The sequence below is a fragment of the Burkholderia lata genome (assembly GCF_902499335.1).
In the GTDB taxonomy this organism is placed as follows: domain Bacteria; phylum Pseudomonadota; class Gammaproteobacteria; order Burkholderiales; family Burkholderiaceae; genus Burkholderia; species Burkholderia lata_B.
The window spans coordinates 331378-351778 of sequence record NZ_CABVQK010000009.1 but is presented as its reverse complement, the minus strand read 5'-3'; the positions used below and the strand labels follow the sequence as shown (position 1 = coordinate 351778).

The 20401-nt window shown below is 67.3% G+C and carries 22 protein-coding genes; 15 read left to right on the top strand and 7 right to left on the bottom strand.

Annotation, left to right across the window (positions count from 1 at the left end; genetic code table 11):
* Positions 1-11: 11 nt before the first annotated feature.
* Positions 12-446 carry a winged helix-turn-helix transcriptional regulator gene (locus BCO18175_RS23815; protein ID WP_438820508.1) on the bottom strand — a complete coding sequence of 145 codons (435 nt, stop codon included), beginning with the start codon at positions 444-446 and terminating at the stop codon, positions 12-14.
* 111 nt (positions 447-557) lie between these two features.
* On the opposite strand from BCO18175_RS23815, the gene BCO18175_RS23810 reads away from it, so the two are divergent.
* On the top strand, positions 558-1178 hold the full coding sequence (locus BCO18175_RS23810) for an FMN-dependent NADH-azoreductase (protein WP_174984614.1): 621 nt from the start codon (positions 558-560) through the stop codon (positions 1176-1178).
* Between the two features lie 118 nt (positions 1179-1296).
* On the opposite strand, the gene BCO18175_RS23805 is transcribed toward BCO18175_RS23810, so the two are convergent.
* A complete protein-coding gene (locus BCO18175_RS23805) occupies positions 1297-2172 on the bottom strand; it encodes an SDR family NAD(P)-dependent oxidoreductase (RefSeq protein ID WP_174984612.1) in 876 nt (291 codons plus the stop codon).
* A 166-nt stretch (positions 2173-2338) separates the two neighbouring features.
* Complete coding sequence (locus tag BCO18175_RS23800; protein ID WP_174971210.1) at positions 2339-2917, bottom strand: TetR/AcrR family transcriptional regulator; 579 nt, start codon at positions 2915-2917, stop codon at positions 2339-2341.
* Positions 2918-3119: 202 nt separating this feature from the next.
* Between BCO18175_RS23800 and zwf the strand changes: the two genes are divergently transcribed.
* Positions 3120-4595, top strand: a complete 1476-nt coding sequence (zwf, locus tag BCO18175_RS23795; protein WP_174916346.1) for a glucose-6-phosphate dehydrogenase — start codon at positions 3120-3122, stop codon at positions 4593-4595.
* 81 nt (positions 4596-4676) lie between these two features.
* On the opposite strand, the gene BCO18175_RS23790 is transcribed toward zwf, so the two are convergent.
* A complete protein-coding gene (locus BCO18175_RS23790) occupies positions 4677-5618 on the bottom strand; it encodes a LysR family transcriptional regulator (RefSeq protein WP_174984609.1) in 942 nt (313 codons plus the stop codon).
* A 111-nt stretch (positions 5619-5729) separates the two neighbouring features.
* Between BCO18175_RS23790 and BCO18175_RS23785 the strand changes: the two genes are divergently transcribed.
* The 7 genes from BCO18175_RS23785 (at position 5730) to BCO18175_RS23755 (ending at position 12115) form a co-directional block, all read left to right on the top strand.
* Positions 5730-6923, top strand: a complete 1194-nt coding sequence (locus BCO18175_RS23785) for an MFS transporter (RefSeq protein ID WP_174984606.1) — start codon at positions 5730-5732, stop codon at positions 6921-6923.
* Positions 6924-6951: 28 nt separating this feature from the next.
* Entirely contained in the window at positions 6952-7275 is a 324-nt protein-coding gene (locus BCO18175_RS23780; protein ID WP_174984603.1) for a MoaF-related domain-containing protein, read from the top strand.
* A gap of 13 nt (positions 7276-7288) precedes the next feature.
* Positions 7289-8248 carry a TIGR03571 family LLM class oxidoreductase gene (locus BCO18175_RS23775; RefSeq protein WP_174984600.1) on the top strand — a complete coding sequence of 320 codons (960 nt, stop codon included), beginning with the start codon at positions 7289-7291 and terminating at the stop codon, positions 8246-8248.
* Positions 8249-8381: 133 nt separating this feature from the next.
* On the top strand, positions 8382-9188 hold the full coding sequence (gene dkgB, locus BCO18175_RS23770) for a 2,5-didehydrogluconate reductase DkgB (protein WP_174984597.1): 807 nt from the start codon (positions 8382-8384) through the stop codon (positions 9186-9188).
* A gap of 69 nt (positions 9189-9257) precedes the next feature.
* Positions 9258-10373, top strand: coding sequence for an alkene reductase (locus BCO18175_RS23765; protein ID WP_174984594.1), 1116 nt, complete (start codon positions 9258-9260; stop codon positions 10371-10373).
* A 23-nt stretch (positions 10374-10396) separates the two neighbouring features.
* Complete coding sequence (locus BCO18175_RS23760) at positions 10397-11401, top strand: aldo/keto reductase (RefSeq protein ID WP_174984591.1); 1005 nt, start codon at positions 10397-10399, stop codon at positions 11399-11401.
* A gap of 177 nt (positions 11402-11578) precedes the next feature.
* Entirely contained in the window at positions 11579-12115 is a 537-nt protein-coding gene (locus BCO18175_RS23755) for a DUF3455 domain-containing protein (RefSeq protein WP_174984587.1), read from the top strand.
* 118 nt (positions 12116-12233) lie between these two features.
* On the opposite strand, the gene BCO18175_RS23750 is transcribed toward BCO18175_RS23755, so the two are convergent.
* On the bottom strand, positions 12234-12899 hold the full coding sequence (locus BCO18175_RS23750; RefSeq protein ID WP_174984584.1) for an O-methyltransferase: 666 nt from the start codon (positions 12897-12899) through the stop codon (positions 12234-12236).
* Between the two features lie 48 nt (positions 12900-12947).
* Between BCO18175_RS23750 and BCO18175_RS23745 the strand changes: the two genes are divergently transcribed.
* The 3 genes from BCO18175_RS23745 (at position 12948) to BCO18175_RS23735 (ending at position 16339) form a co-directional block, all read left to right on the top strand.
* Positions 12948-13625 carry a TetR family transcriptional regulator gene (locus tag BCO18175_RS23745; protein WP_174971237.1) on the top strand — a complete coding sequence of 226 codons (678 nt, stop codon included), beginning with the start codon at positions 12948-12950 and terminating at the stop codon, positions 13623-13625.
* A 528-nt stretch (positions 13626-14153) separates the two neighbouring features.
* Positions 14154-15542: an NCS2 family permease gene (locus BCO18175_RS23740; RefSeq protein WP_174916357.1), complete on the top strand. Its 1389-nt coding sequence runs from the start codon at positions 14154-14156 to the stop codon at positions 15540-15542.
* Positions 15543-15745: 203 nt separating this feature from the next.
* A complete protein-coding gene (locus BCO18175_RS23735; RefSeq protein WP_174984581.1) occupies positions 15746-16339 on the top strand; it encodes a hypothetical protein in 594 nt (197 codons plus the stop codon).
* Between the two features lie 31 nt (positions 16340-16370).
* On the opposite strand, the gene BCO18175_RS23730 is transcribed toward BCO18175_RS23735, so the two are convergent.
* Positions 16371-16772 carry a CopD family protein gene (locus tag BCO18175_RS23730; RefSeq protein WP_174984579.1) on the bottom strand — a complete coding sequence of 134 codons (402 nt, stop codon included), beginning with the start codon at positions 16770-16772 and terminating at the stop codon, positions 16371-16373.
* Positions 16769-17077 carry a DUF3817 domain-containing protein gene (locus BCO18175_RS23725; protein WP_174984576.1) on the bottom strand — a complete coding sequence of 103 codons (309 nt, stop codon included), beginning with the start codon at positions 17075-17077 and terminating at the stop codon, positions 16769-16771. Before BCO18175_RS23725 ends, BCO18175_RS23730 begins: the two co-directional genes overlap by 4 nt.
* Before the next feature lie 106 nt (positions 17078-17183).
* Between BCO18175_RS23725 and BCO18175_RS23720 the strand changes: the two genes are divergently transcribed.
* The 3 genes from BCO18175_RS23720 to BCO18175_RS23710 all read left to right on the top strand — a co-directional run bounded on the left by BCO18175_RS23720 (position 17184) and on the right by BCO18175_RS23710 (position 20209).
* Positions 17184-18131 carry a GlxA family transcriptional regulator gene (locus BCO18175_RS23720; protein ID WP_174984574.1) on the top strand — a complete coding sequence of 316 codons (948 nt, stop codon included), beginning with the start codon at positions 17184-17186 and terminating at the stop codon, positions 18129-18131.
* 148 nt (positions 18132-18279) lie between these two features.
* Positions 18280-19200 carry a LysR substrate-binding domain-containing protein gene (locus tag BCO18175_RS23715; protein ID WP_174984571.1) on the top strand — a complete coding sequence of 307 codons (921 nt, stop codon included), beginning with the start codon at positions 18280-18282 and terminating at the stop codon, positions 19198-19200.
* A gap of 226 nt (positions 19201-19426) precedes the next feature.
* Positions 19427-20209: an ABC transporter substrate-binding protein gene (locus tag BCO18175_RS23710; RefSeq protein WP_174984568.1), complete on the top strand. Its 783-nt coding sequence runs from the start codon at positions 19427-19429 to the stop codon at positions 20207-20209.
* Positions 20210-20401: the final 192 nt, after the last annotated feature.

The window sequence follows — 20401 nt, the reverse complement described above, 5'->3', positions numbered from 1 at the left end:
CCCGTCGCGCCCTATCGACTGCGATAAACAACGCCCTCGCCCGGCGCCGGCGTCGCATCGGTCGCCTCGTCGAAACGCTCGCGCGCTTGCGCAATCGGCTGCTTGTTTTTCTCCGCCCACCTGACGAGCGTCATCACGGGCTCCAGCAGCGTTTCGCCGAGCGGCGTGAGCGCGTAGTCGACACGCGGCGGAATCGTCGGGAACACCGTCCGCGTGACCAGCCCGTCGCGCTCCAGCCCGCGCAACGACAGCGTCAGCATGCGCTGCGAAATCCCCTCGATCTCGCGTTTCAGCTCGTTGAAGCGCCGCAAACCGTCGTTCAGCGTCGCGATGATGTAGAGGCTCCACTTGTCGCCGATCCGGTCGAGGATCTGGCGTGTCGCCTGGCAGTCGTTATCGCTGGGTCGGGGCATGGTGGCGGGAACATCGATGTAACTGGGGCACAACCCTGTGCGTTCTTGTGGTGCCCGGGCGCGAACCCTAGCATTCCACATGCTTTTTGGTAACCAAGTTATCAAAAGTTACCTGGTTCTTATCTTAGCCCTAAAGGAACGCTCATGAGCCGCATCCTGCTGATCACATCCAGCCCCCGCAGCACCGACAGCCTGTCCACGCGCTTCGCGCACGACCTCGCGCGACAACTCGCGGCGCGCAACGCAACCGGCACCATCACCCTGCGCGACCTGTCCACCGATCCGCTTCCGCATATCGACGACGCGTACATCGCCGGCCGCACGCTGCCGCCGGAGGCGCGCAGCCCCGAACAGGCACAGGCCGTCGGGCTGGCGCAAGCGCTGGTCGACGAACTGCGCGCCGCCGACATCGTCGTGATCGGCTCCGCGATGACCAACTTCGGCCCGTCCACGCAGCTGCGCGCGTGGTTCGACCGCGTGATCTGGCCGCACGTCACGTTTCGCTATGGCGAAAGCGGTTTCACCGGCACGCTGGAAGGCAAGACGGTGTATCTGGTCACTGCAAGCGGCGGCGTCTTTTCCGAAGGCCCGTATGCGCCCTTCGACTTTCAGTCCGGCTACCTGAAGCATCTGCTCGGGTTCATCGGCATGACCGACGTCCGCGAAGTACGCGTGGAAGGCACCGTATCGGGTGCCGATGCGGCGCAAGCGGCGATCGAGAAGGCCGGGCAGGAACTGCAGGCACTGGTGGAACAGGCCGCCTGATACATCGGCCGCGCCCGTCGATCGCATGGGCGCGGCCGGCCGATGCCTGCACGCAGGTACATGCGCCGGCATCGGTCAGCCGCTCACGCTGCCCGGGTAGCGCCACGAATGTCAGCGCTCACTCCAGCCCCTTCAGCGCTTCCAGCCCGGCAGGCAGCTGCGCATCCGGAAACTGCGTCGACAGCGTCGTGTCGCGCCACCGCGCGGCCTCTTCCGCGCGCTGCTTCTCCGCCTGCTCGCACACGAACAGCGCATCACCGCCGAGCAGCAAACGCATCGGCACATCCTCGCGGCGCGACAGCTCGACGATCCGCGCCGCGATCCGCGCCGGATCGCCGACTTCGTGGCCGCCGTACGCGCCAAGCAACTCGAGAATCTTCCCGACCGACGGCTGGTAGTCAGGCAGCAGGCCGTCGACGTCGCGCTTCGCCTGCGCAGCCCATTCCGTGCGCATCCCGCCCGGCTCGAGCGTGCAGACGCGTACGCCGAACGGCGCGACTTCCTTCGACAGCACGTCGCTGAACCCGCCGACCGCCCACTTCGCGGCCTGATACGCGGACAAGCCGGCCGTCGACGTGCGCCCGCCGACCGACGACACCTGGAAGATGTGCCCCGCGCGCTGCGCACGCATCGTCGGCAGCACCGCACGCGTCAGGTTGATCACGCCGAACAGGTTCGTTTCGATCTGGTCGCGGAAATCGTCGGCGCCCATCTGCTCGAACGGCGCCGTATGGCCATAGCCCGCGTTGTTCACCAGCACGTCGATACGGCCGAACGCGTCGCGTGCGGCCGCGACGGCCTGCGCAGCCGCCGCTTCGTCGGTAACGTCGAGCGCGACCGGCAGCAGACGGTCACCATGACGCTCGGCCAGATCGGCCAGCCGCGCGGGATCGCGCGCGCCGGCCACCAGCCGGTCGCCCGCCGCCAGCACGGCTTCCGAAATCGCTCGCCCCAGGCCGCGCGCGGCCCCTGTCACCAGCCAGACTTTCGACATTTTCCACTCCTTGATCGTGATGAAATCACAAAATGAATGATTGCTCACTCATTAATAACGGCGATGTCGCGGTCGTTCACGACCGCCATCACCCTGCCTGAACCTGCTTCCGTCATCGCCGCAGCGCGTGAAACCACCCGCGCCGCCACGATGGCAACCCTTTGCGTCACACCGCGTGCAACACGGCCCACAACGCACGAAACCCGGCCTCCCGGTACGCATCGGCCCGTGCCGGATCGCGTGCGACCGACTCCATCGCCGTTTCGGCGATCGACGTGAACAGCGCCGCACAGAACGCGTGCGCCTCGTCCGGCTTCAGTCCGCCCGACGCATCGATCTGCGCCTCCAGCAACGCGCGGATCGTGCCGAAACCTTCGGCCCCGGCCGCGCGGTGCGCGTCGTCGACGCGCCCGCTCACACCCAGCTGCTGCAGCGCGCGCCGCCCGTCCGGATTCGCGACACCCCACGACACATAGCCGTTCCACGCGTGCCGCAGCGCCTGCTCGGCCGTCGCGCCTTCCGGGAAAGCGGTCATCATCGCGTCGCGCATGTCCGCCTTCAGGCTCACGTACAGCGCGTTCAGCAACGCGTCCTTGGTCTCGAAGTACGTGAACACCGTGCCTTCCGCCACGCCGGCGAGCCGCGCGATACGCGCGGTCGTCGCCGTCGCGCCGTCCTCGGCGAGCGCGCGTGCGGCCGCGGCGAGAATGGCTTCGTGCTTGTCGGGACTGCGCGGTCGGGCCACGTTCGATTCCTTTAATGAGTGAGCGCTCAATCATAATGGAGCGATCATGCGAAATGCAAGCCCTGTTACATCCGGGGGAACCCATACGCAATCCATCAAAACCGTGCACTATTAGCGTTTTCACGTACTGGTGCGTTCACGTATCGGCGCCCGGTGCCTCGACGTTCGTTTCACGTTCCCCGTTTCAAACCGCGAACCTCCCATGACGAATCAGCCTACCCAGACCGGAGCCGAACGGCCCGTCGACATGATCATCTTCGGCGGCGGCGGCGACCTGGCCGCCCGCAAGCTGTTGCCCGCGCTGTACATGGCGCACCTGCACTGCAACCTTCCGCCCGAGACGCGCATCATCGCGGTCGGCCGCCGCGACTGGGGCATCGACGGCTATCGCAAGTTCATGGACGAGCAGTCGCGCCCGTTCATCGACGAGAAGGCGTTCGATCCCGCAGCCTGGAGCCGTTTCCTCGACCTGTTCAAGTACGTGCTGATCGACGTGAATGCGCCGGAAGACTACCTGCGGCTCGCGGAAGCGGCGCGCGGCGATGCGATCCGCGTGTTCTACCTGTCGACGTCGCCGGAGCTGTTCACCACCATCTGCGACAACCTGTCGGCCGCGCACCTCGTCGACGAGCATTCGCGCGTCGTCCTCGAAAAGCCGCTCGGCCACGATCTCGCGTCCGCGAAGGCGATCAACAATGCGGTCGGCAAGCACTTCGAGGAATCGCAGATCTATCGGATCGACCACTACCTCGGCAAGGAAACCGTGCAGAACCTGATGGTGCTGCGCTTCGGCAACCCGATCTTCGGGCCGCTGTGGCAGGCGCCGAGCATCCGCAGCGTGCAGATCACGGTGGCGGAAACGGTCGGCGTGGGCAGCCGCGCAGGCTTCTACGACCACACGGGCGCGCTGCGCGACATGGTGCAGAACCACCTGCTGCAGCTGCTGTGCATCGTCGCGATGGAGCCGCCCGTGTCGCTCGACCCGGACGCGGTGCGCGACGAAAAGCTGAAGGTGCTGCGCTCGCTGCGGCCGATGGCGGTGGCGGACGTCGCGCGCGACACGGTGCGCGGCCAGTACACGGCCGGCGCGGTCGACGGCCAGCCGGTGAAGGGCTATCTCGAGGAAGACAACGTGCCGGCGGACAGCCGCGCGGAAACCTTCGTCGCGCTGCGCGCGCACCTCAACAACTGGCGCTGGGCGAACGTGCCGTTCTTCCTGCGCACCGGCAAGCGACTGCAGCGCCGCCAGTCGGAAATCGTGATCGAGTTCGCGGACATGCCGTTCTCGATCATCCCGACCGGCCCGCGCCACTACAGCAACCGCCTCGTGATCCAGCTCCAGCCGGAAGAGTCGATCCAGTTGCAGATGCTCGCAAAGGAACCGGGCAGCGGGATGAACATGGTGCCCGTGAGCCTGAACCTCGACCTGCAGCAGGCGATTCCGGAGCGGCGTGCGGAAGCATACGAGCGTTTGCTGATCGACGTGATCCGCGGCCGCCTCACGCACTTCATGCGCCGTGACGAGCTCGAAGCCGCATGGTCGTGGGTCGAGCCGATCCTCGACGGCTGGAAGCAGCTCGGCGACCGGCCGCGCCTGTACACGGCCGGCACGTTCGGGCCCGCGGCTTCGTCGGCGCTGCTCGCGCGCGACGGGATGTCCTGGTCCGAAGAGGCGTAACCGCCGCACGACGGCGTGCCCCAGTGGGGTACGCCGGATCGCACGTCAAATCTCGCGGGGCATGAGCCGCCCCCGCCTCCGCTACCGCGGCTCCATCCACGACGCAGCCTTGCGCCGCCCCGGCGCATCATTGCCGCTGCCGCCCAACGCCTCGATCAGGTAATCGACGAACGACGCGATCCGCGACGAGATCGCGGTGTTGCGGTAGTACACCGCGTGGATCGGCTGCTCGACCTCGAGTGTCTGGCGCGCGAGCACCTGCACGAGCCGGCCCGCCTCGCGATCCTCCGCGATCATGAAATCCGACAGGCACACGACGCCCGCACCGTCGAGCGCGAGCTGCCGCAGCGTCTCGCCGCTCGACGACCGGATGCCCGGCTCGATACGGCACGGCTCGCCGTCGGCGCCGAGGATCGGCCACACGTTCAGCGATTCGGGCTGCGTGAAGCCGAGCAGCGTGTGCTTGTCCAGATCCTCCACCTTGCGTAGCTGGCCGTGCGCGGCGATATACGCGGGGCTCGCGAGGATACGTATCCGGCTGTTGCCGATGCGCCGGCTGTGCAGCGTCGAATCCTTCAGCCGGCCGATCCGGAACGCGACGTCGGTGCGCCGCTCCAGGAGGTCGATGATGCCCTCGTTGCTGTTCAGCTCCAGCTCGACTTTCGGGAAGCGTTCGCGGTAGCCGCGCACGAGCGGCACGATCACGTGCAGCATGAACGGCGTCGCCGCGTCCACGCGCAGCCGCCCCGACGGCATCTCGCGCCGTGCGAGCATCTGCTCTTCCGCCGTCTCGACCGATTCAATGATCGCGCGCGCGTCCTGCAGGAACGCGCGCCCTTCCTCGGTCAGTTCGAGCCGGCGCGTGGTCCGGCGCAGCAGCGTGGTCTTCAGCTTCTCCTCGAGCCGCCCGAGCGTGCGGCTCGTCGCCGACACCGTGAGGTCGAGCTGCTGCGCGGCCGCGGTGATCGAACCGGAGTCGACCACGGCAGCAAAGGCCTGGAGTTCGTCGAGCGTAATCTTCATTGCTGCATTCTTGATCTCAAATCAAAACAATTTGGTTTATAGACCCGTTTTTCGGCAAAAGTAAAGGCGGCACACTGCGCTCCATCCTCACCGGACCCTGGAGCACCCATCATGCCACTCGCCCTGCTTGCGCTGACCATCAGCGCATTTGCCATCGGCACCACCGAATTCGTGATCGTCGGGCTGATCCCGACGATCGGCGCCGACCTCGGCGTCAGCCTGCCGTCCGCCGGCCTGCTCGTCAGCCTCTACGCGCTGAGCGTCGCGATCGGCGCACCGCTCCTCACCGGCCGCGTGCCGCGCAAGACGCTGCTCGCCGCGCTGATGGCGCTGTTCACCGTCGGCAACCTCGTCGCGTGGCAATCGCCCGGCTACGAATCGCTGATCGTCGCGCGCATCCTCACCGGCCTCGCGCACGGCGTGTTCTTCTCGGTCGGCTCGATCATCGCCACCACGCTCGTGCCGAAGGAGAAGGCCGCCAGCGCGATCGCGACGATGTTCAGCGGGATGACCGTCGCGTTCGTCGCCGGCATTCCGCTCGGCACCTTCATCGGCCAGCACTTCGGCTGGCGCGCGACGTTCCTGGTCGTCGCGCTGTTCGGCCTCGTTGCATTCGTCGGCGCGATGGCCTTCGTGCCGCGCGGGCTGCCGCAAACGGCGCCCGCCCCGCTCGCCCGCCAGTTCCGCGTGCTCGCGCAACCTCGCCTGCTGCTGGTCTATGCGATGACGGCCGTCGGCTACGGCGGCTCGCTGATCGCCTTCACGTACATGGCCCCGCTGCTCGAGCAGATCGCCGGCTTCACGCCGTCGCAGGTCAGCCTCGTGCTCGTCGGCTACGGCGTGTCGGTCGCGTTCGGCAACGTGTGGGGCGGCAAGCTCGCGGACGCCGTCGGCCCCGTGAAGGCGCTCAAGCGGATCTTCCTGCTGCTCGCGATCGTGCTGCTCGCGCTCACCTTCACGATCCACGTCAAATGGCTCGCCGTGCTGACGATGCTCGCGTGGGGTGCGGTGGCGTTCGGCAACGTGCCGGGCCTCCAGGTGTACGTCGTCAAGCAGGCGCGCCACTTCGCGCCCGACGCCACCGACGTCGCATCCGGCTTCAACATCGCCGCGTTCAACCTCGGCGTTGCAGGCGGCTCGGCACTCGGTGGCGTGATCGTCGCGCACATCGGCCTCGGCCATACACCGTGGATCGCGGCAGCCGTCACGCTCGGCGCATTCGCGCTCACCGCACTGAGCGGCCGGCTCGACCGCGGTGCGGGCCTGCCGGAACGCACGGCCGAACCGGTCCAGCTCGCGCACTGAACGCCACTTATTGCAGGAGTTTGCACACATGAATGCATCGACCCCACGCCCGCCGTTCGCCGGCAAGACGTTCGAAGTGCGCTACGACGGCCTCACCGCGCTCAACGCGTATGACGAAGACGGCCGCCACATGCGCTACGAGATTACCGAAGGCCCCTACGCGGGCGCAAAGGGCGAAGTCGCGTACACGTGGCAGCACGTCGCCGGCGAAACCTACGCGATCTCGTGGCAGGAAGCCGACCGCGCGACCGTCGTGCATATCGACGATTTCGCCGCCGGCACGTCGCGATCTTTCTTCACCGCGTCGTCGCTCGACTTCTACCGGCTCGAAGGCAGCCTGCGCGCGATCTGAACGGAACCCGACCATGTCCACTTCTCTCACTGCACTCGACAGACTCACCGGTGGCGGCTTCAGCATCGGCCTCGAACTGCCGCTCGACAACGACTGGTCGCCGGCCGGCGACGCGAAGCGCCAGCACGACGGTCGACGCCCCGGCGTGCCCGACCTCGCGCTCCACGCGACGCTCGCGCAACGGGCCGACACGCTCGGCTTCCGCGCGCTCTGGGTGCGCGACGTGCCGGTGTACGACCCGTCGTTCGGCGACGCCGCGCAGGTGTTCGAAACCTTCTCGTATCTCGGCTACCTCGCCGGCATCACGAACGACATCCTGCTCGGCACGGCGGCCGTCGTGCTGCCGTTGCGCGAGCCGCTGCTGACGCTGAAATCGGCCGCGACGATCCAGGAACTGAGCGGCGGCCGCCTGCTGCTCGGCGTCGCCAGCGGCGACCGGCCCGTCGAATATCCGCTGTTCGGCCGCGACTTCGCGTCACGCGGCGCGAATTTCCGCGACCAGATCGCGCTGCTGCGCGACGGCGCGCGCGGGCACCTGCCGCCCGGCCTCGACGTGCTGCCCGCCGCCCGTTCGCCGCTGCCGCTGCTCGTCGCGGGCCTCGCGCAACAAACGCCCGCATGGATCGGCGAACACATGGACGGCTGCCTCGCGTATCCCGGCACGCCGGACGACCACCGGCAGCGCGCCGCGAACTGGCGCGCGGTGGCCGGCGACAAGCCGTACGTGAGCTTCATCCATCTCGACCTCGCGGAAGATCCGCACGCGCCGCTGCAGCGGCACCGCTTCGGCGCACGCGCCGGGCGTCTCGCGCTCACCGAGGAACTCGCGGCCATGCGCGACGCCGGCGTGCAGCACATCGGCCTGCATCTGCGCCGCAACCGCCGCTCGCTCGACGAGACGATGGCCGAGATCGCGGCAGACGTGCTGCCGGTGTTCCACACGAATGAAAACGCGCTGACGCGCGCCGCGTAGCGACGGCAAAAGTCACTCCGGATATTTGACTTCAGATCAAATATTTTTGACTTCAAACGGCGTTTATTTCACCAATCCGAAGCGCCAGAATGACTTCCATATCGAACCCGTTCCACTCTCCCAGGAGCACCTGATGAGCACCATTCCCGCATTCGGCCTCGGTACGTTCCGCCTGCAAGGCCAGGTCGTGATCGACTCGGTCCGCAACGGCCTCGAAGTCGGCTACCGCGCGATCGACACCGCGCAGATCTACGGCAACGAAACCGAAGTCGGCGAAGCGATCGCCGCGTCGGGCGTGCGCCGCAACGACCTGTTCCTCACGACCAAGATCTGGGTCGACAACTACGCACCGGAAAAGCTGGTGCCGAGCCTCGAAGAAAGCCTGCGCAAGCTGCGCACCGACCACGTCGACCTGACGCTGATCCACTGGCCGGCCCCCGACAACGGCGTCGCGCTCGACACGTTCATGGCCGCGCTCGCCGATGCGAAGGCGCAGGGCCTCACGCGCCGGATCGGCATCTCGAACTTCAACATCGAACTGACGAAGCAGGCGATCGCGGCCGTCGGCAAGGATGCGATCGCGACGAACCAGATCGAGCTGAGCCCGTACCTGCAGAACCGCAAGCTTGTCGAGTTCCTGAACGCCGAAGGCATTCACGTGACGTCGTACATGACGCTCGCATACGGCAAGGTGCTCGGCGATCCGGTGATCGGCGCGATCGCGCAGCGTCACGACGCGACGCCCGCGCAGGTCGCGCTCGCATGGGCGTTGCAGCTCGGCTACTCGGTGATCCCGTCGTCGACGAAGCGCGAGAACCTCGCGAGCAACCTGCTCGCGCGGACGCTGCGCCTGACCGACGAAGACATGGCGCAGATCGCCGCGCTCGAACGCAACGGCCGCGAAGTCGACCCGGCCGGCCTCGCGCCGAAGTGGGACTGAACGCGCCGCCCGCTACTCATCGATTGATTCGCCGTGGCCCGCAGGCCGCGGCACCGACAGGACATCCCCATGACCCAGGACCCGCTTTTTCAACCGCTGCGACTCGGCGCGCTGACGCTGCCGAACCGCATCGTGATGCCGCCGATGACACGCTCGCGCGCCAGCCAGCCCGGCGACGAAGCCAACGAACTGATGGCCGCGTATTACGCGCAGCGCGCGAGCGCCGGCCTGATCGTCAGCGAAGGCACGTATATCGCGCCGCTCGGCAAGGGCTACGCATGGACGCCCGGCATTCACACGCCGTCGCAGGTGGCCGGCTGGCGCAAGGTGACGGACGCCGTGCATGCCGCGCACGGCCGGATCTTCGCGCAGCTGTGGCACGTCGGCCGGCTGAGCCACACGAGCCTGCTCGGCGGACAACAACCCGTGTCGTCGTCGCCGCTCCAGGCGAAAGGCGTGAACGTGTTCGTCGCCGGTGAAGACGGCAGCACGCCGGGCTTCGTGCAGGCGTCCGAGCCGCGCGCGCTGACGATCGACGAGATCCGCGAGATCGTCGACCAATACCGCGCCGCCGCGCGCCACGCGATCGAGGCCGGCTTCGACGGCGTCGAGCTGCACGGCGCGAACGGCTATCTCGTGAATCAGTTCATCGACTCGAATGCGAACACGCGCACCGACGCGTACGGCGGCTCGCTGGAAAACCGGCTGCGCTTCCTGCGCGAAGTCACGCAGGCGCTGATCGAAGGCACCGGCGACGCATCGCGCGTCGGCATCCGCCTCGCGCCGCTGACGACGCTGAACGGCTGCGTCGACGCCGATCCGGAAACGACCTACCTTGCCGCCGCGACGCTGCTCGGCGAACTTGGCGTCGGCTACCTGCACATCGCGGAAGCCGACTGGGACGACGCGCCGCTGATGCCGGTCGAATTCAAGCAGCAACTGCGCGCCGCGTTCCCCGGCGTGCTGATCTACGCCGGCGCGTACACCGCCGAGCGCGCGCGTGACGCGATCGCCGCTGGCTGGGCAGACCTCGTCGCGTTCGGCCGCCCGTTCGTCGCGAACCCCGACCTACCCGAGCGCCTGCGCACCGGCGCGGCACTCGCGCCGCACGACCGCAACACGCTGTTCGGCGGCGGCGAGCGCGGCCTGACCGACTATCCGACGCTGGCCCAGGCCGCGGCCTGAGCCGGCTCACAGCGAGACTGCAGATGAGAATCACACTCCCTTCCCGCCTGGGCTTCGGCACCGCACCGCTGGGCAACATGTACCGGGACATCCCGCACGAAGAAGCGCTGGCCACGGTCGATGCGGCCTGGGATGCCGGCATTCGCTACTTCGACGCCGCGCCGCTGTACGGCGCCGGCCTCGCCGAGATGCGTCTCGGCGAAGCGCTCGCGGGGCGCCCGCGCGACGCGTATTCGCTCGGCACCAAGGTCGGCCGGCTCGTCCTCGACGAACACGAAGACGCATCGCAGCGCGATCTCGGCGAAAAGGGCGGCCTGTTCCGCCACGGACTGCCGAACAGGATCGTCTACGACTACACCGAAGACGGCACGCTGCGCTCGATCGACGCGAGCCTCAAGCGGCTGCGCACCGACCGGCTCGACACCGTGTGGATTCACGATCCGGCCGTCGATTTCCACGGCGACGCATGGCGCGACGTGTTCGACATCGCGATGTCGGGCGCGGCCCGGGCGCTTACGCGGCTGCGCGACGAGAAGGTGATCCAGGGGTGGGGGCTCGGCGTGAACCGCGTCGAGCCGTGCGAACTCGCGCTCGAACGCGCGGACCCCGACGGCTTCCTGCTGGCCGGCCGCTACACACTGCTCGATCATGCAGGCGCACTCGAACGGCTGATGCCGGAAAGCGCCGCGCGCGGGCTCGGGATCATCGTCGGCGGCCCGTACAACTCGGGTGTGCTGGCGGGTGGAACCCATTACGAGTATCAGCCGGCCACACCGGCCATGCTCGACCGCGTCGCGCGCATCCGCCAGATCTGCGAACGATTCGGCGTCGATGTCCGCGCGGTGGCGCTGCAATTCTCGCTCGCACACCCGGCTGTCGCGGCCGCGATCCCCGGCGCAAGCCGGCCCGACCGCATCGACGACAACCTGCGTCTCGCGGCGGTGTCGATCCCGGCCGAACTGTGGGATACGCTGAAGGCCGAGCACCTGATTGCCGCGCATGCACCGACGCCGGTTGGCTCGGTTTGAGGTTGAAGCGGGCATGCGCGGCCGCGTCAACCAACGACCGCGCATCCCGGGCCGCGCGCAATCGCAACGGCTATCGTCACGATTGCCATTTGCGCATTGCAATCGGTGCAATTGGCGTCTAGCGTTTACGGGTTCGTCGACGTATGCCCGTCACCCGACCTGAAAGGATGCCTCGCCATGCGAAGCCGCTTCCCGAAACGCCCCATGCTGCCGGCCGCCGTGGCCTGCGTTGCACTCGCCTTCTGCGCGTCGTCCGCCCGCGCCGACGACTCCGCCGGCCTCGCGCCGCCGCAGCCGGCCACGCCCGTGCTGTCGACGACTGCGGCTGGCATACAGGTCTACACGTGCGACTACGATGCCGGACACAAGCTCGTGTGGGTGTTCCAGCACCCGGAAGCGATGCTGTTCGACGCCGGCGGCACGCTCGTCGTCCGGCACGGCACGGGGCCGTCATGGGAAGCGCCCGACGGCAGCCGCATCACCGGCAAGAAGCTCGCGGAAGCGCCGAGTGCACACCCGGGCAGCATTCCGCAACTCCTGCTCGCAGCGACTCCGGCCGCAACGGACGCGAAGGCCACGGCCGGCACGCTCGCCGGCGTGCGCTTTGTGCAGCGGCTCGATACCGCGGGCGGCACGCCTCCGGATGCCGCGTGTTCGACCGAGCATGCGATCGGCCGCTTTCCGTATTTCGCGCGCTACGTGTTCCTGAAGTAACGCACGGCGGCGCCCGAAGCGTCGGGCGCCGTCGCGGCGTTTTCCTTCATGCAACCAATTGATCAGTCATCCTATTCTTTATGCACGGATGCACGCCGTCGTTCGTGTATCGCTGCGCTCAGCCGATCCGCATCGACAGCTCGACATCGCCGCCGAACGGCACCGACAGATAACCGTTCGCCGGCGCGCGCACGTAAGCGAGATAGTCGGGGTTGAAATCGGCATTGTCCGCAACCACGAACGCGCCGGGCCGCAACCGGTGCTCGACGAGTGCAAGCACCTCGGGATACAGCGCCTTCGCACCGTCGAGCAGCAGCAGGTCGACCGTTTCCGGAAGATCGGCGGCCAGCGAGCGCAACGCGTCGCCCTCGCGGATCTCCACGAGATCGGCGAGCCCGGCCGCCGCCAGGTTCGCCCGCGCACGCGCGACCTTCGACGGCTCGAATTCGCTCGTGATCAGCCGGCCGCCGCCGTTGTCGCGCAGCGCGGCCGCGAGATGCAGCGTCGAAATGCCGAACGACGTGCCGAATTCGACGATCGACCGCGCGCCGCTGCTGCGCACGAGCATGTACAGCAGCGTGCCCGTCTCGCGCGACACCGCGAGCGGATAGTCCTTCAGGCGCGCATACAGATCGGTGTAGTCGGTCTTGCTGCGCATCAGCCGCGCTTGCTCGTCGCGCGACAGGCTGGCGAAGTCCGGGCTCGTCGCGGGCGACGAGGCGTCGGCTTCGTCGAACAGGCGTGCGAGCAGCGACGCCAGCGGGTCGTGAATCAGGGTGGTCATGCGGATCTCCGGTGTCAGGTTGAGTGCGTCAGTGCGCCCGACTAGAATATGACGAACTATTCAGGTTTTACTATTCGCATTGGCAGACCGCCCATGACCGACCGTCGAAACGCCCCGATCGCCACGCGCAAGCAGCCTCAACAGGCCCGCTCGACCCGTCTCGTTGAAGACGTCCTCCAGGCTGCTATTCAGGTTTTGGCCACCGAAGGCGCGCGGCGCTTCACGATGGCGCGCGTCGCCGAACGCGCGGGCGTGAGCGTCGGCTCGCTGTACCAGTACTTCCCGAACAAGGCGTCCGTGCTGTTCCGGCTGCAGCGCGACGAATGGCGGCAGACGTTCGAGATGCTGTGCGGGATACTGCAAGACACGCGGAAGACGCCGCCCGAGCGGCTGCGCACCGCCGTGCATGCATTCATCCGTTCGGAATGCGACGAGGCGAGCATGCGCATTGCGCTCGACGACGCGGCGCCCCTCTATCGCGACGCCCCCGAGGCACAGGAAGCGAGGGCCGAGGGCAACCGGGCCTTCGGCGCGTTCATGCGCGAAGCGCTGCCCGACGTGTCCGACACCACGCATGCGCTCGCTTGCGAGCTGATCATGACGACGCTCACGTCGGGCGGAAAGGTGTTCTCCGAAACCGCACGCACGCCGGCGGAAATCGACGCCTATTCGACCGCGATGGCCGACATGTTCAGCGCATATCTCGACCATCTCGCGCACAATTGAGTCCGGGGCGAGGACGAAAACCGCCCCAGCGCGCTGGCGCTATCGTCCGAATGCGGGTTGCACGCGATGCCGAATCCCGTCACCGGCCCCTGTTTCCACCGGCCTGCCCGGCCCCAATGAAAGATCTTTGTAATTTCAGATGCATCCCCCGCTTCCCCCTGCCCGTCGACCCCGCATTCAAATAATCGCCTTAACGGATTCGAACTAGGCGTATACACGCGTGTTATCGCGACGGAGCCCCGTTGCACGCCGATATAAGCGCTGAGACATGCGCTGCATGCTCTTCCCCCAATGGGACGTGATGGGCGGTTCGCCTAACCTTCGCTACGGCAAAGCACACGTGACGGGGTCGACAACACAACGCGTCGCACGACGCGACACCCTCGCGATCGTTTCGATTCACACGTAACGACACGGATCACGCGTCATTCGTCCCCACGACGTTGCCGACAATCCCAACTAGATTCGAGACACCCTGACGACGGTTCGCTACGGGCCGTTTCAGCATGCTGATAAAGGAGCAAGCTCATGAGTGATACCCCGGTGCAGCCGACGGTCGGCGTCGGCGCGGAAGAAACTGACTTTGGCACCAAGGGAGTCATCGACCGGTACTTCGGCATTTCTTCGCGCGGCAGCACACAGCGCCGCGAGATCATTGCCGGCGTCACGACCTTCCTCGCGATGGTCTATTCCGTGTTCGTCGTTCCCGGCATGTTCGGCAAGGCCGGCTTCGACACGAGTGCCGTGTTCGTCGCGGTCTGCCTCACGACCGCATTCGGTTCGCTGCTGATGGGCCTGTGGGCGAAGCTGCCGATCGCGATCGGCTGCGCGATCTCGCTGACCGCGTTCACCGCGTTCGGCCTCGTGCTCGGCAAGGGCCTGCATCCGACGGTCGCGCTCGGCGCCGTGTTCCTGATGGGCCTCGTGTTCACCGGCATTTCGGTCACCGGCGTGCGTTCGTGGATCCTGCGCAACCTGCCCGCGGGCGTCGCGCACGGCACCGGGATCGGCATCGGCCTGTTCCTGCTGCTGATCGCATCGAACGACGTCGGCCTCGTGATCAAGAACCCGGGCGCCGGCCTGCCGGTCTCGCTCGGCCAGATCACCGCGTTCCCGGTCATCATGTCGGTCATCGGCCTCGCAGCGATCTTCGGCCTCGAGAAGCGTCGCGTGCCGGGCGGCATCCTGCTCGTCGTGATCGCGATCTCGGTGTTCGGCCTGATCTTCGATCCGAGCGTGAAATACCACGGCATCTTCGCACTGCCGTCGCTGAGCGCACCTGGCCATGCGTCGCTGATCGGCGCGATGGACATCAAGGGCGCACTGTCGATGGCCGTGCTGCCGAGCGTGCTGGCGCTGGTGATGACCGCCGTGTTCGACGCGACCGGCACGATCCGCGCGGTCGCCGGGCAAGCCGGCCAGCTCGACGAGAACGGCCGCATCATCAACGGCGGCCGTGCGCTGACCGCCGATTCGCTCAGCTCGATCTTCTCCGGTTTCCTCGGCGGCGCGCCGGCGGCGGCCTACATCGAGTCGAGCGTCGGCGTGGCCGCCGGCGCGAAGACGGGCCTCGCGGCCGCCGTGGTCGGCCTGCTGTTCCTCGTCGTGATGTTCTTCTCGCCGCTCGCGGGCCTCGTGCCGTCGTACGCCACGGCACCGGCACTGATGTACGTCGGCCTGCTGATGCTCGGCAGCGTGAGCAAGCTGCACATGGACGACATGGTCGACGCGATGTCGGGCCTCGTGTGCGCGGTGTTCATCGTGCTGACCGCGAACATCGTGACGGGCATCATGCTCGGCTTCTCGACGCTCGTGATCGGCCGCATCGCCAGCGGCGAATTCCGCAAGCTCAACGTCGGCACCGTGCTCATCGCGGCCGTGCTCGTCACGTTCTATCTCGGCGGCTGGGCGATCTGACCGCGAATCGTGCGCGACGTCGCCGGCAGAAGGACGGCGCGCATCGGGACGACATCGTCTCCTCCACCATCATCGTTGATGGTCTCCAGGCCTGGGAACGCAAGTTTCCAGGCTTTTTTTGTGGATGCGGCGCACGTCGCGGAAACGGCGCGGCGCGAATCCGCACCCGATGCTACGATCGTGCTTTGCCTCCAGGAGCCCCCATGAACGCGCTCGGCATCGTCTCCGAATCGAGCACCCGGACCTCGGCGCGCAAGCCGCCGTTCATCCCGTCGTTCGGCTTCCACGAAGTGCATGAATCAAAGCCGATCGATGCCACTCCGGCACGCATCATCGACGCAGTCGCCGCGCTCGACATGCGCACGGATCCAGTCGTCGATGCGCTGCTCAACGTCCGCGAATTCCCCGTAGCACTTGCCGCGTCGTTGCGCCACGGCACCCCGCGCGGTGAACGCGAACGCTTCGGCCTCCATGCGTTCACGCCGCTGCATCGCGACGACCGGTCGCTGTCGCTCGGCCTCGTCGGCCGCTTCTGGCGTCCGGACCTCGGCGTGCTGACGATCGCCGACGCGGCCGCGTTCGTGCAGCACGACGACCCGCGCGACGCGAAACTGGTGCTCCGCTTCGAGGTCGTCGGGCTGGCATCGGGTGCACACATGCTGCGCACCGAAACCTTCGTGCATTGCCCGACCGCCCGCACGCGGCTGCTGTTCATGCCGTACTGGCTCACGATCCGGATGGCGAGCGGCTGGATTCGGCGCCGCACGCTGGCGGCGGTCGAGATGGCGCTGGCTTAGGGCCTGTCTCTGCCGAGGGCCAGCCTGCGCATCAAAACGGCTTGACCACGGCCAGCCCGACGACGATCGCCGTCGCGGCCACGACCGCACCCGCTGCCTGCCCGAGCCAGGGCGCCGGCACGACGACGAGATCGTCGCGTTCCATGCGCCGCAGCGTGCCGGCCAGAATCCCGTGCAGCGCCGACAGCGCGACGACCACCACGAGCTTCACCGACAGCCACGCCGCGCCGAACCAGTGACCGTTCAGCGCGAGCGCGATCCCCGCGATCCACACAAGCCCGAGCGCGGGTGCCGTCACCGTTCGGTCCCAGCGCCGCACCGCGCGATGCACGGCGAGGTTGGCGATGCGCACGCCGACGGACAGCATCAGCAGGCCGCCGACGAACGTGACGACGGCGGCGACATGTACGGCCTTGAGCCACAGGTAGATCATTGCGCGTTCCTCCTGCGCGCGATCCATCCGGCACTCGTCAGGCCCACGAACGGCACGACGGCCGCGAGCACGAGCCGCGCGACTTCGGCCTTGCTCCACAGCCCGCTCGACGCGGTGCCGACGACCGCCCACACGTACATCGCGAACGCGATGCCGTGCACCGGGCCCATGATCGAGACGGCGGCCGGGTAACCGGCCAGGTGCTTGAGCGGCACGGCAACGCACACCAGCACGACGAGCGTGGTCGCCTCCAGCAACGACAGGTATTGCAGGTTCCGCAGCGCATTGCGATCGTCTTGTTGCATCGGCAGTCTCCAGGTTGGTCCACAACGATTGTCGCGTGTGGTGTCGTTCCGGGCCATTGGCTAAAATGACATCTTTAGACGGATTCTGGCCACGCCCCTGAACGCCATGCATACGGTCGCCGTGCTCGCCCTGCCCGATGTCGTCCCGTTCGATCTGGGCATGGCGTGCGATACCTTCGCGCGCGTGCGCTCGCCCAACGTGGCGCAGCCGTACCGCGTCCGCGTGTGCAGCGAGCACGCGCATGTCACCGGCGACCTGTTCGACCTGCGCCCCCCGTTTCGCCTCGACGCGCTCGCCGATGCCGATACGATCGTCGTTCCCGGCACGTCCATACCGCTCGCGCCCACGTCGCGCCACGTGATCGCGGCGCTGCGCGCGGCGGCCGTGCGCGGTTGCCGGATCGCATCGATCTGCAGCGGCGCGTTCGTGCTCGCGGAAGCCGGGCTGCTCGACGGCCTGCGCGCGACGACGCACTGGCTCGCGGCCGCCGAACTCGCGCGCCGCTATCCGCGCGTGGCGGTCGACCCGAACGTGCTGTTCGTCGACAACGGGCAGATCCTGACGTCGGCCGGCGCGGCGGCCGGCCTCGATCTGTGCCTGCACATGATCCAGGCCGACTACGGTGCGGCAGTCGCCGTCGACGCGGCGCGCTGCGCAGTGGCGCCGCGCGTCCGCGAAGGCGGGCAGGCGCAGTTCATCGCGCCGGAATGGCCGAGCGGCACCGACGGCCTGCAAGGCCTGATGGACTGGCTGCAGGCCAACCTGCGCAAGCCGCTCACGCTCGACGCAATGGCCCGCCAGGCGTCGACGAGCGTGCGCACGCTGACACGGCGCTTCCAGGAGCAGACCGGCACGTCGCCGCGGCAATGGCTGCAGACCGCGCGCGTCAGGCACGCGCAGCAGTTGCTGGAAGTCACGGAGCTGTCGATCGAGCATGTCGCGACGGAGGCCGGCTTCGGTTCGGTCACCGCGTTTCGCGAACGGTTCGCGCGCATCGTCGGCACGTCGCCGCAGCGGTATCGCCGGACGTTCCGTGCGCGATCCGGCGCATGATGACCACCTCGTCGCTTCCCGCCGCACCCTGGCTCGCGATACTTCGCTGTCGCGGCGCAAAACCATGCGCACGCAACCGTCAGGATCGCTACCGAAATCCGCCACACCACGCTGCCCGCCGCAGTATCGCGCCAACCGGACCCGATCGATGACCCGCATCCGCAACCCCCTGAACATCGCGCAGCTCCAGGCGTTCGTCTCCGCCGCGCATCACAAGAGCCTGCGCGCCGCCGCGCGCGAACTCGGCGTCACGCAGCCCGCGATCACGCATACGATCCGCGAGCTCGAAACGGCACTCAACGCGGAGCTGCTCGCGCGCAGCGTCCGCGGCGTCGAGCTGACCGCGTGCGGCCATGCTCTGCTGCCGCGCGCCGAGCAACTGCTCGGCGATATCCGCCGCACGGTCGAGGCCGTCGAGCAGGTGAAAGGCGAGATGTCGGGGCGCGTCGCGGTCGGCACGATGCCGTCGATCGCGCTGACGGCGCTGCCGCGCGCAGTCACGGCATTCCGCCAGTCGATGCCGAACGTGAGCCTGCATCTCGAGGAAGTGACGGTGCCCGACGCGCTCGCGCAGTTGCGCAACGGCACGCTCGACATCGCTGCGATGCACCATGTGCCCGCGCTCGACCGCGATTTCACGCAATCGCCGCTGCTGTCGACCGAATTCACCGTCGTGATGCGCGAAGGTCACCCGCTTGCGCACGCACGCCGGTTAGAGGAATTGCTCGACGCCGAGTGGATCGTCACCGTCGGCGCCGAGCAGTTCCCGCACAGCGTGATGGTCGGCATGTTCGAGGCGCACGGGCTACCGCTGCCGAAGCGCCTGCTGCGCTCGCCGATGTCGTTCGCGGTGACGCTCGGGCTCGTCGCGCGCTCGGACGTGATCGGCTGCTTCACGCGCCCGCTCGCCACGATGGTGGCGCCGCTCGGCATCCGCACGGCCGAACTCGACGAAAGCATGCCGCGCTTCGACCTGTCGATCATTGCGCGCCGCGACCTGCTGCCCACGCCCGCCGTCACGCAATTCGTCACGTGCCTGCAGCGTGCGGTCAACGAAACGCTCGGCTGAATCGTTCATGTGTGTGAAACGGCGGCGCACCCGACGCGCCGCCGCCGGGCCCGGTATCGGGGCTTGTCCTAGGCGCCCTGCCGGTATTTTGTCTTGATAATCTTGCGCACGTCGCGCGCCCGCATTGGGCGGGCGAAACGGACAGTCCGACGCGAAGCCGCGGCGGACCGAATGCTTACGGCGCGGCACAACCGCGCACCCATCGAACAAAACGAGGAGTCACCGAGTGAAAAAGATTCTTGCGGCTGTGACCGTTGCCCTGCTCGCCGTATCGGCCGGCGGCGCGTACGCGAAGGACTGGTCGACCGTGCGGTTCGGCGTCGACGCAAGCTACCCGCCTTTCGAATCGAAAGGCGCTGACGGCAAGGTTGTGGGTTTCGACGTCGATCTCGGCAACGAAATCTGCCGCCGCATGAACGCGAAATGCGTGTGGATCGAAAACGACTTCGACGGGATGATCCCGGCGCTGAAGGCCCGCAAGTTCGACGGCGTGCTGTCGTCGATGTCGATGACGCCGGCGCGTCAGGAACAGATCGCCTTCTCGGCGAAGCTGTTCAACACGCCGACGCGCCTCGTCACGAAGAAGGGCACGGGCCTGATGCCGACGGCTGAATCGCTGAAGGGCAAGTCGGTCGGCGTCGAGCAGGGCACGATCCAGGAAACCTATGCGAAGACGTACTGGGCCTCGAAGGGCGTGAACGTCGTGCCTTACCAGAACCAGGACCAGGTCTACGCCGACCTGATCTCCGGCCGTCTGGACGGCGCGCTGCAGGACGCGGTGCAGGCCGAAATCGGCTTCCTGAAGACCCCGCGCGGCGCGAACTTCGATTTCGCCGGCAAGGACATCGACGATCCGAAGACGCTCGGCAACGGCGCCGGCATCGGCCTGCGCAAGGAAGACGCCGACCTGAAGACGAAGATCGACGGCGCGATCGCCGGCATGCGCAAGGACGGCACGTACGAGAAGATCGCGAAGAAGTACTTCGATTTCGACGTCTACGGCAAGTAATCCGCCAGCCAAGCACACGCTTCGGTTCGGCACGAACGGGCTCCGCAAGGAGCCCGTTTTTTTTGCCCGCGCGGCGCCGGCAGCGTTATTTTTTTCGCACCAACCTGATGATTCTCAACGAAAATCGGCGTGTTCTGGCGCCGGTTTGATGGCGGTGATGAAGGCAACGTACAATCGATCTTCCACGCACAC

Bases quoted from the DNA above. Each gene is read 5' to 3' on its own strand.
- BCO18175_RS23810 (WP_174984614.1), top strand. From the start codon at position 558: ATGAGCCGCATCCTGCTGATCACATCCAGCCCCCGCAGCACCGACAGC.
- BCO18175_RS23805 (WP_174984612.1), bottom strand. From the start codon at position 2,172: ATGTCGAAAGTCTGGCTGGTGACAGGGGCCGCGCGCGGCCTGGGGCGA.
- zwf (WP_174916346.1), top strand. From the start codon at position 3,120: ATGACGAATCAGCCTACCCAGACCGGAGCCGAACGGCCCGTCGACATG.
- BCO18175_RS23790 (WP_174984609.1), bottom strand. From the start codon at position 5,618: ATGAAGATTACGCTCGACGAACTCCAGGCCTTTGCTGCCGTGGTCGAC.
- BCO18175_RS23785 (WP_174984606.1), top strand. From the start codon at position 5,730: ATGCCACTCGCCCTGCTTGCGCTGACCATCAGCGCATTTGCCATCGGC.
- BCO18175_RS23780 (WP_174984603.1), top strand. From the start codon at position 6,952: ATGAATGCATCGACCCCACGCCCGCCGTTCGCCGGCAAGACGTTCGAA.
- BCO18175_RS23775 (WP_174984600.1), top strand. From the start codon at position 7,289: ATGTCCACTTCTCTCACTGCACTCGACAGACTCACCGGTGGCGGCTTC.
- dkgB (WP_174984597.1), top strand. From the start codon at position 8,382: ATGAGCACCATTCCCGCATTCGGCCTCGGTACGTTCCGCCTGCAAGGC.
- BCO18175_RS23765 (WP_174984594.1), top strand. From the start codon at position 9,258: ATGACCCAGGACCCGCTTTTTCAACCGCTGCGACTCGGCGCGCTGACG.
- BCO18175_RS23760 (WP_174984591.1), top strand. From the start codon at position 10,397: ATGAGAATCACACTCCCTTCCCGCCTGGGCTTCGGCACCGCACCGCTG.
- BCO18175_RS23755 (WP_174984587.1), top strand. From the start codon at position 11,579: ATGCGAAGCCGCTTCCCGAAACGCCCCATGCTGCCGGCCGCCGTGGCC.
- BCO18175_RS23750 (WP_174984584.1), bottom strand. From the start codon at position 12,899: ATGACCACCCTGATTCACGACCCGCTGGCGTCGCTGCTCGCACGCCTG.
- BCO18175_RS23745 (WP_174971237.1), top strand. From the start codon at position 12,948: ATGACGAACTATTCAGGTTTTACTATTCGCATTGGCAGACCGCCCATG.
- BCO18175_RS23740 (WP_174916357.1), top strand. From the start codon at position 14,154: ATGAGTGATACCCCGGTGCAGCCGACGGTCGGCGTCGGCGCGGAAGAA.
- BCO18175_RS23735 (WP_174984581.1), top strand. From the start codon at position 15,746: ATGAACGCGCTCGGCATCGTCTCCGAATCGAGCACCCGGACCTCGGCG.
- BCO18175_RS23730 (WP_174984579.1), bottom strand. From the start codon at position 16,772: ATGATCTACCTGTGGCTCAAGGCCGTACATGTCGCCGCCGTCGTCACG.
- BCO18175_RS23725 (WP_174984576.1), bottom strand. From the start codon at position 17,077: ATGCAACAAGACGATCGCAATGCGCTGCGGAACCTGCAATACCTGTCG.
- BCO18175_RS23720 (WP_174984574.1), top strand. From the start codon at position 17,184: ATGCATACGGTCGCCGTGCTCGCCCTGCCCGATGTCGTCCCGTTCGAT.
- BCO18175_RS23715 (WP_174984571.1), top strand. From the start codon at position 18,280: ATGACCCGCATCCGCAACCCCCTGAACATCGCGCAGCTCCAGGCGTTC.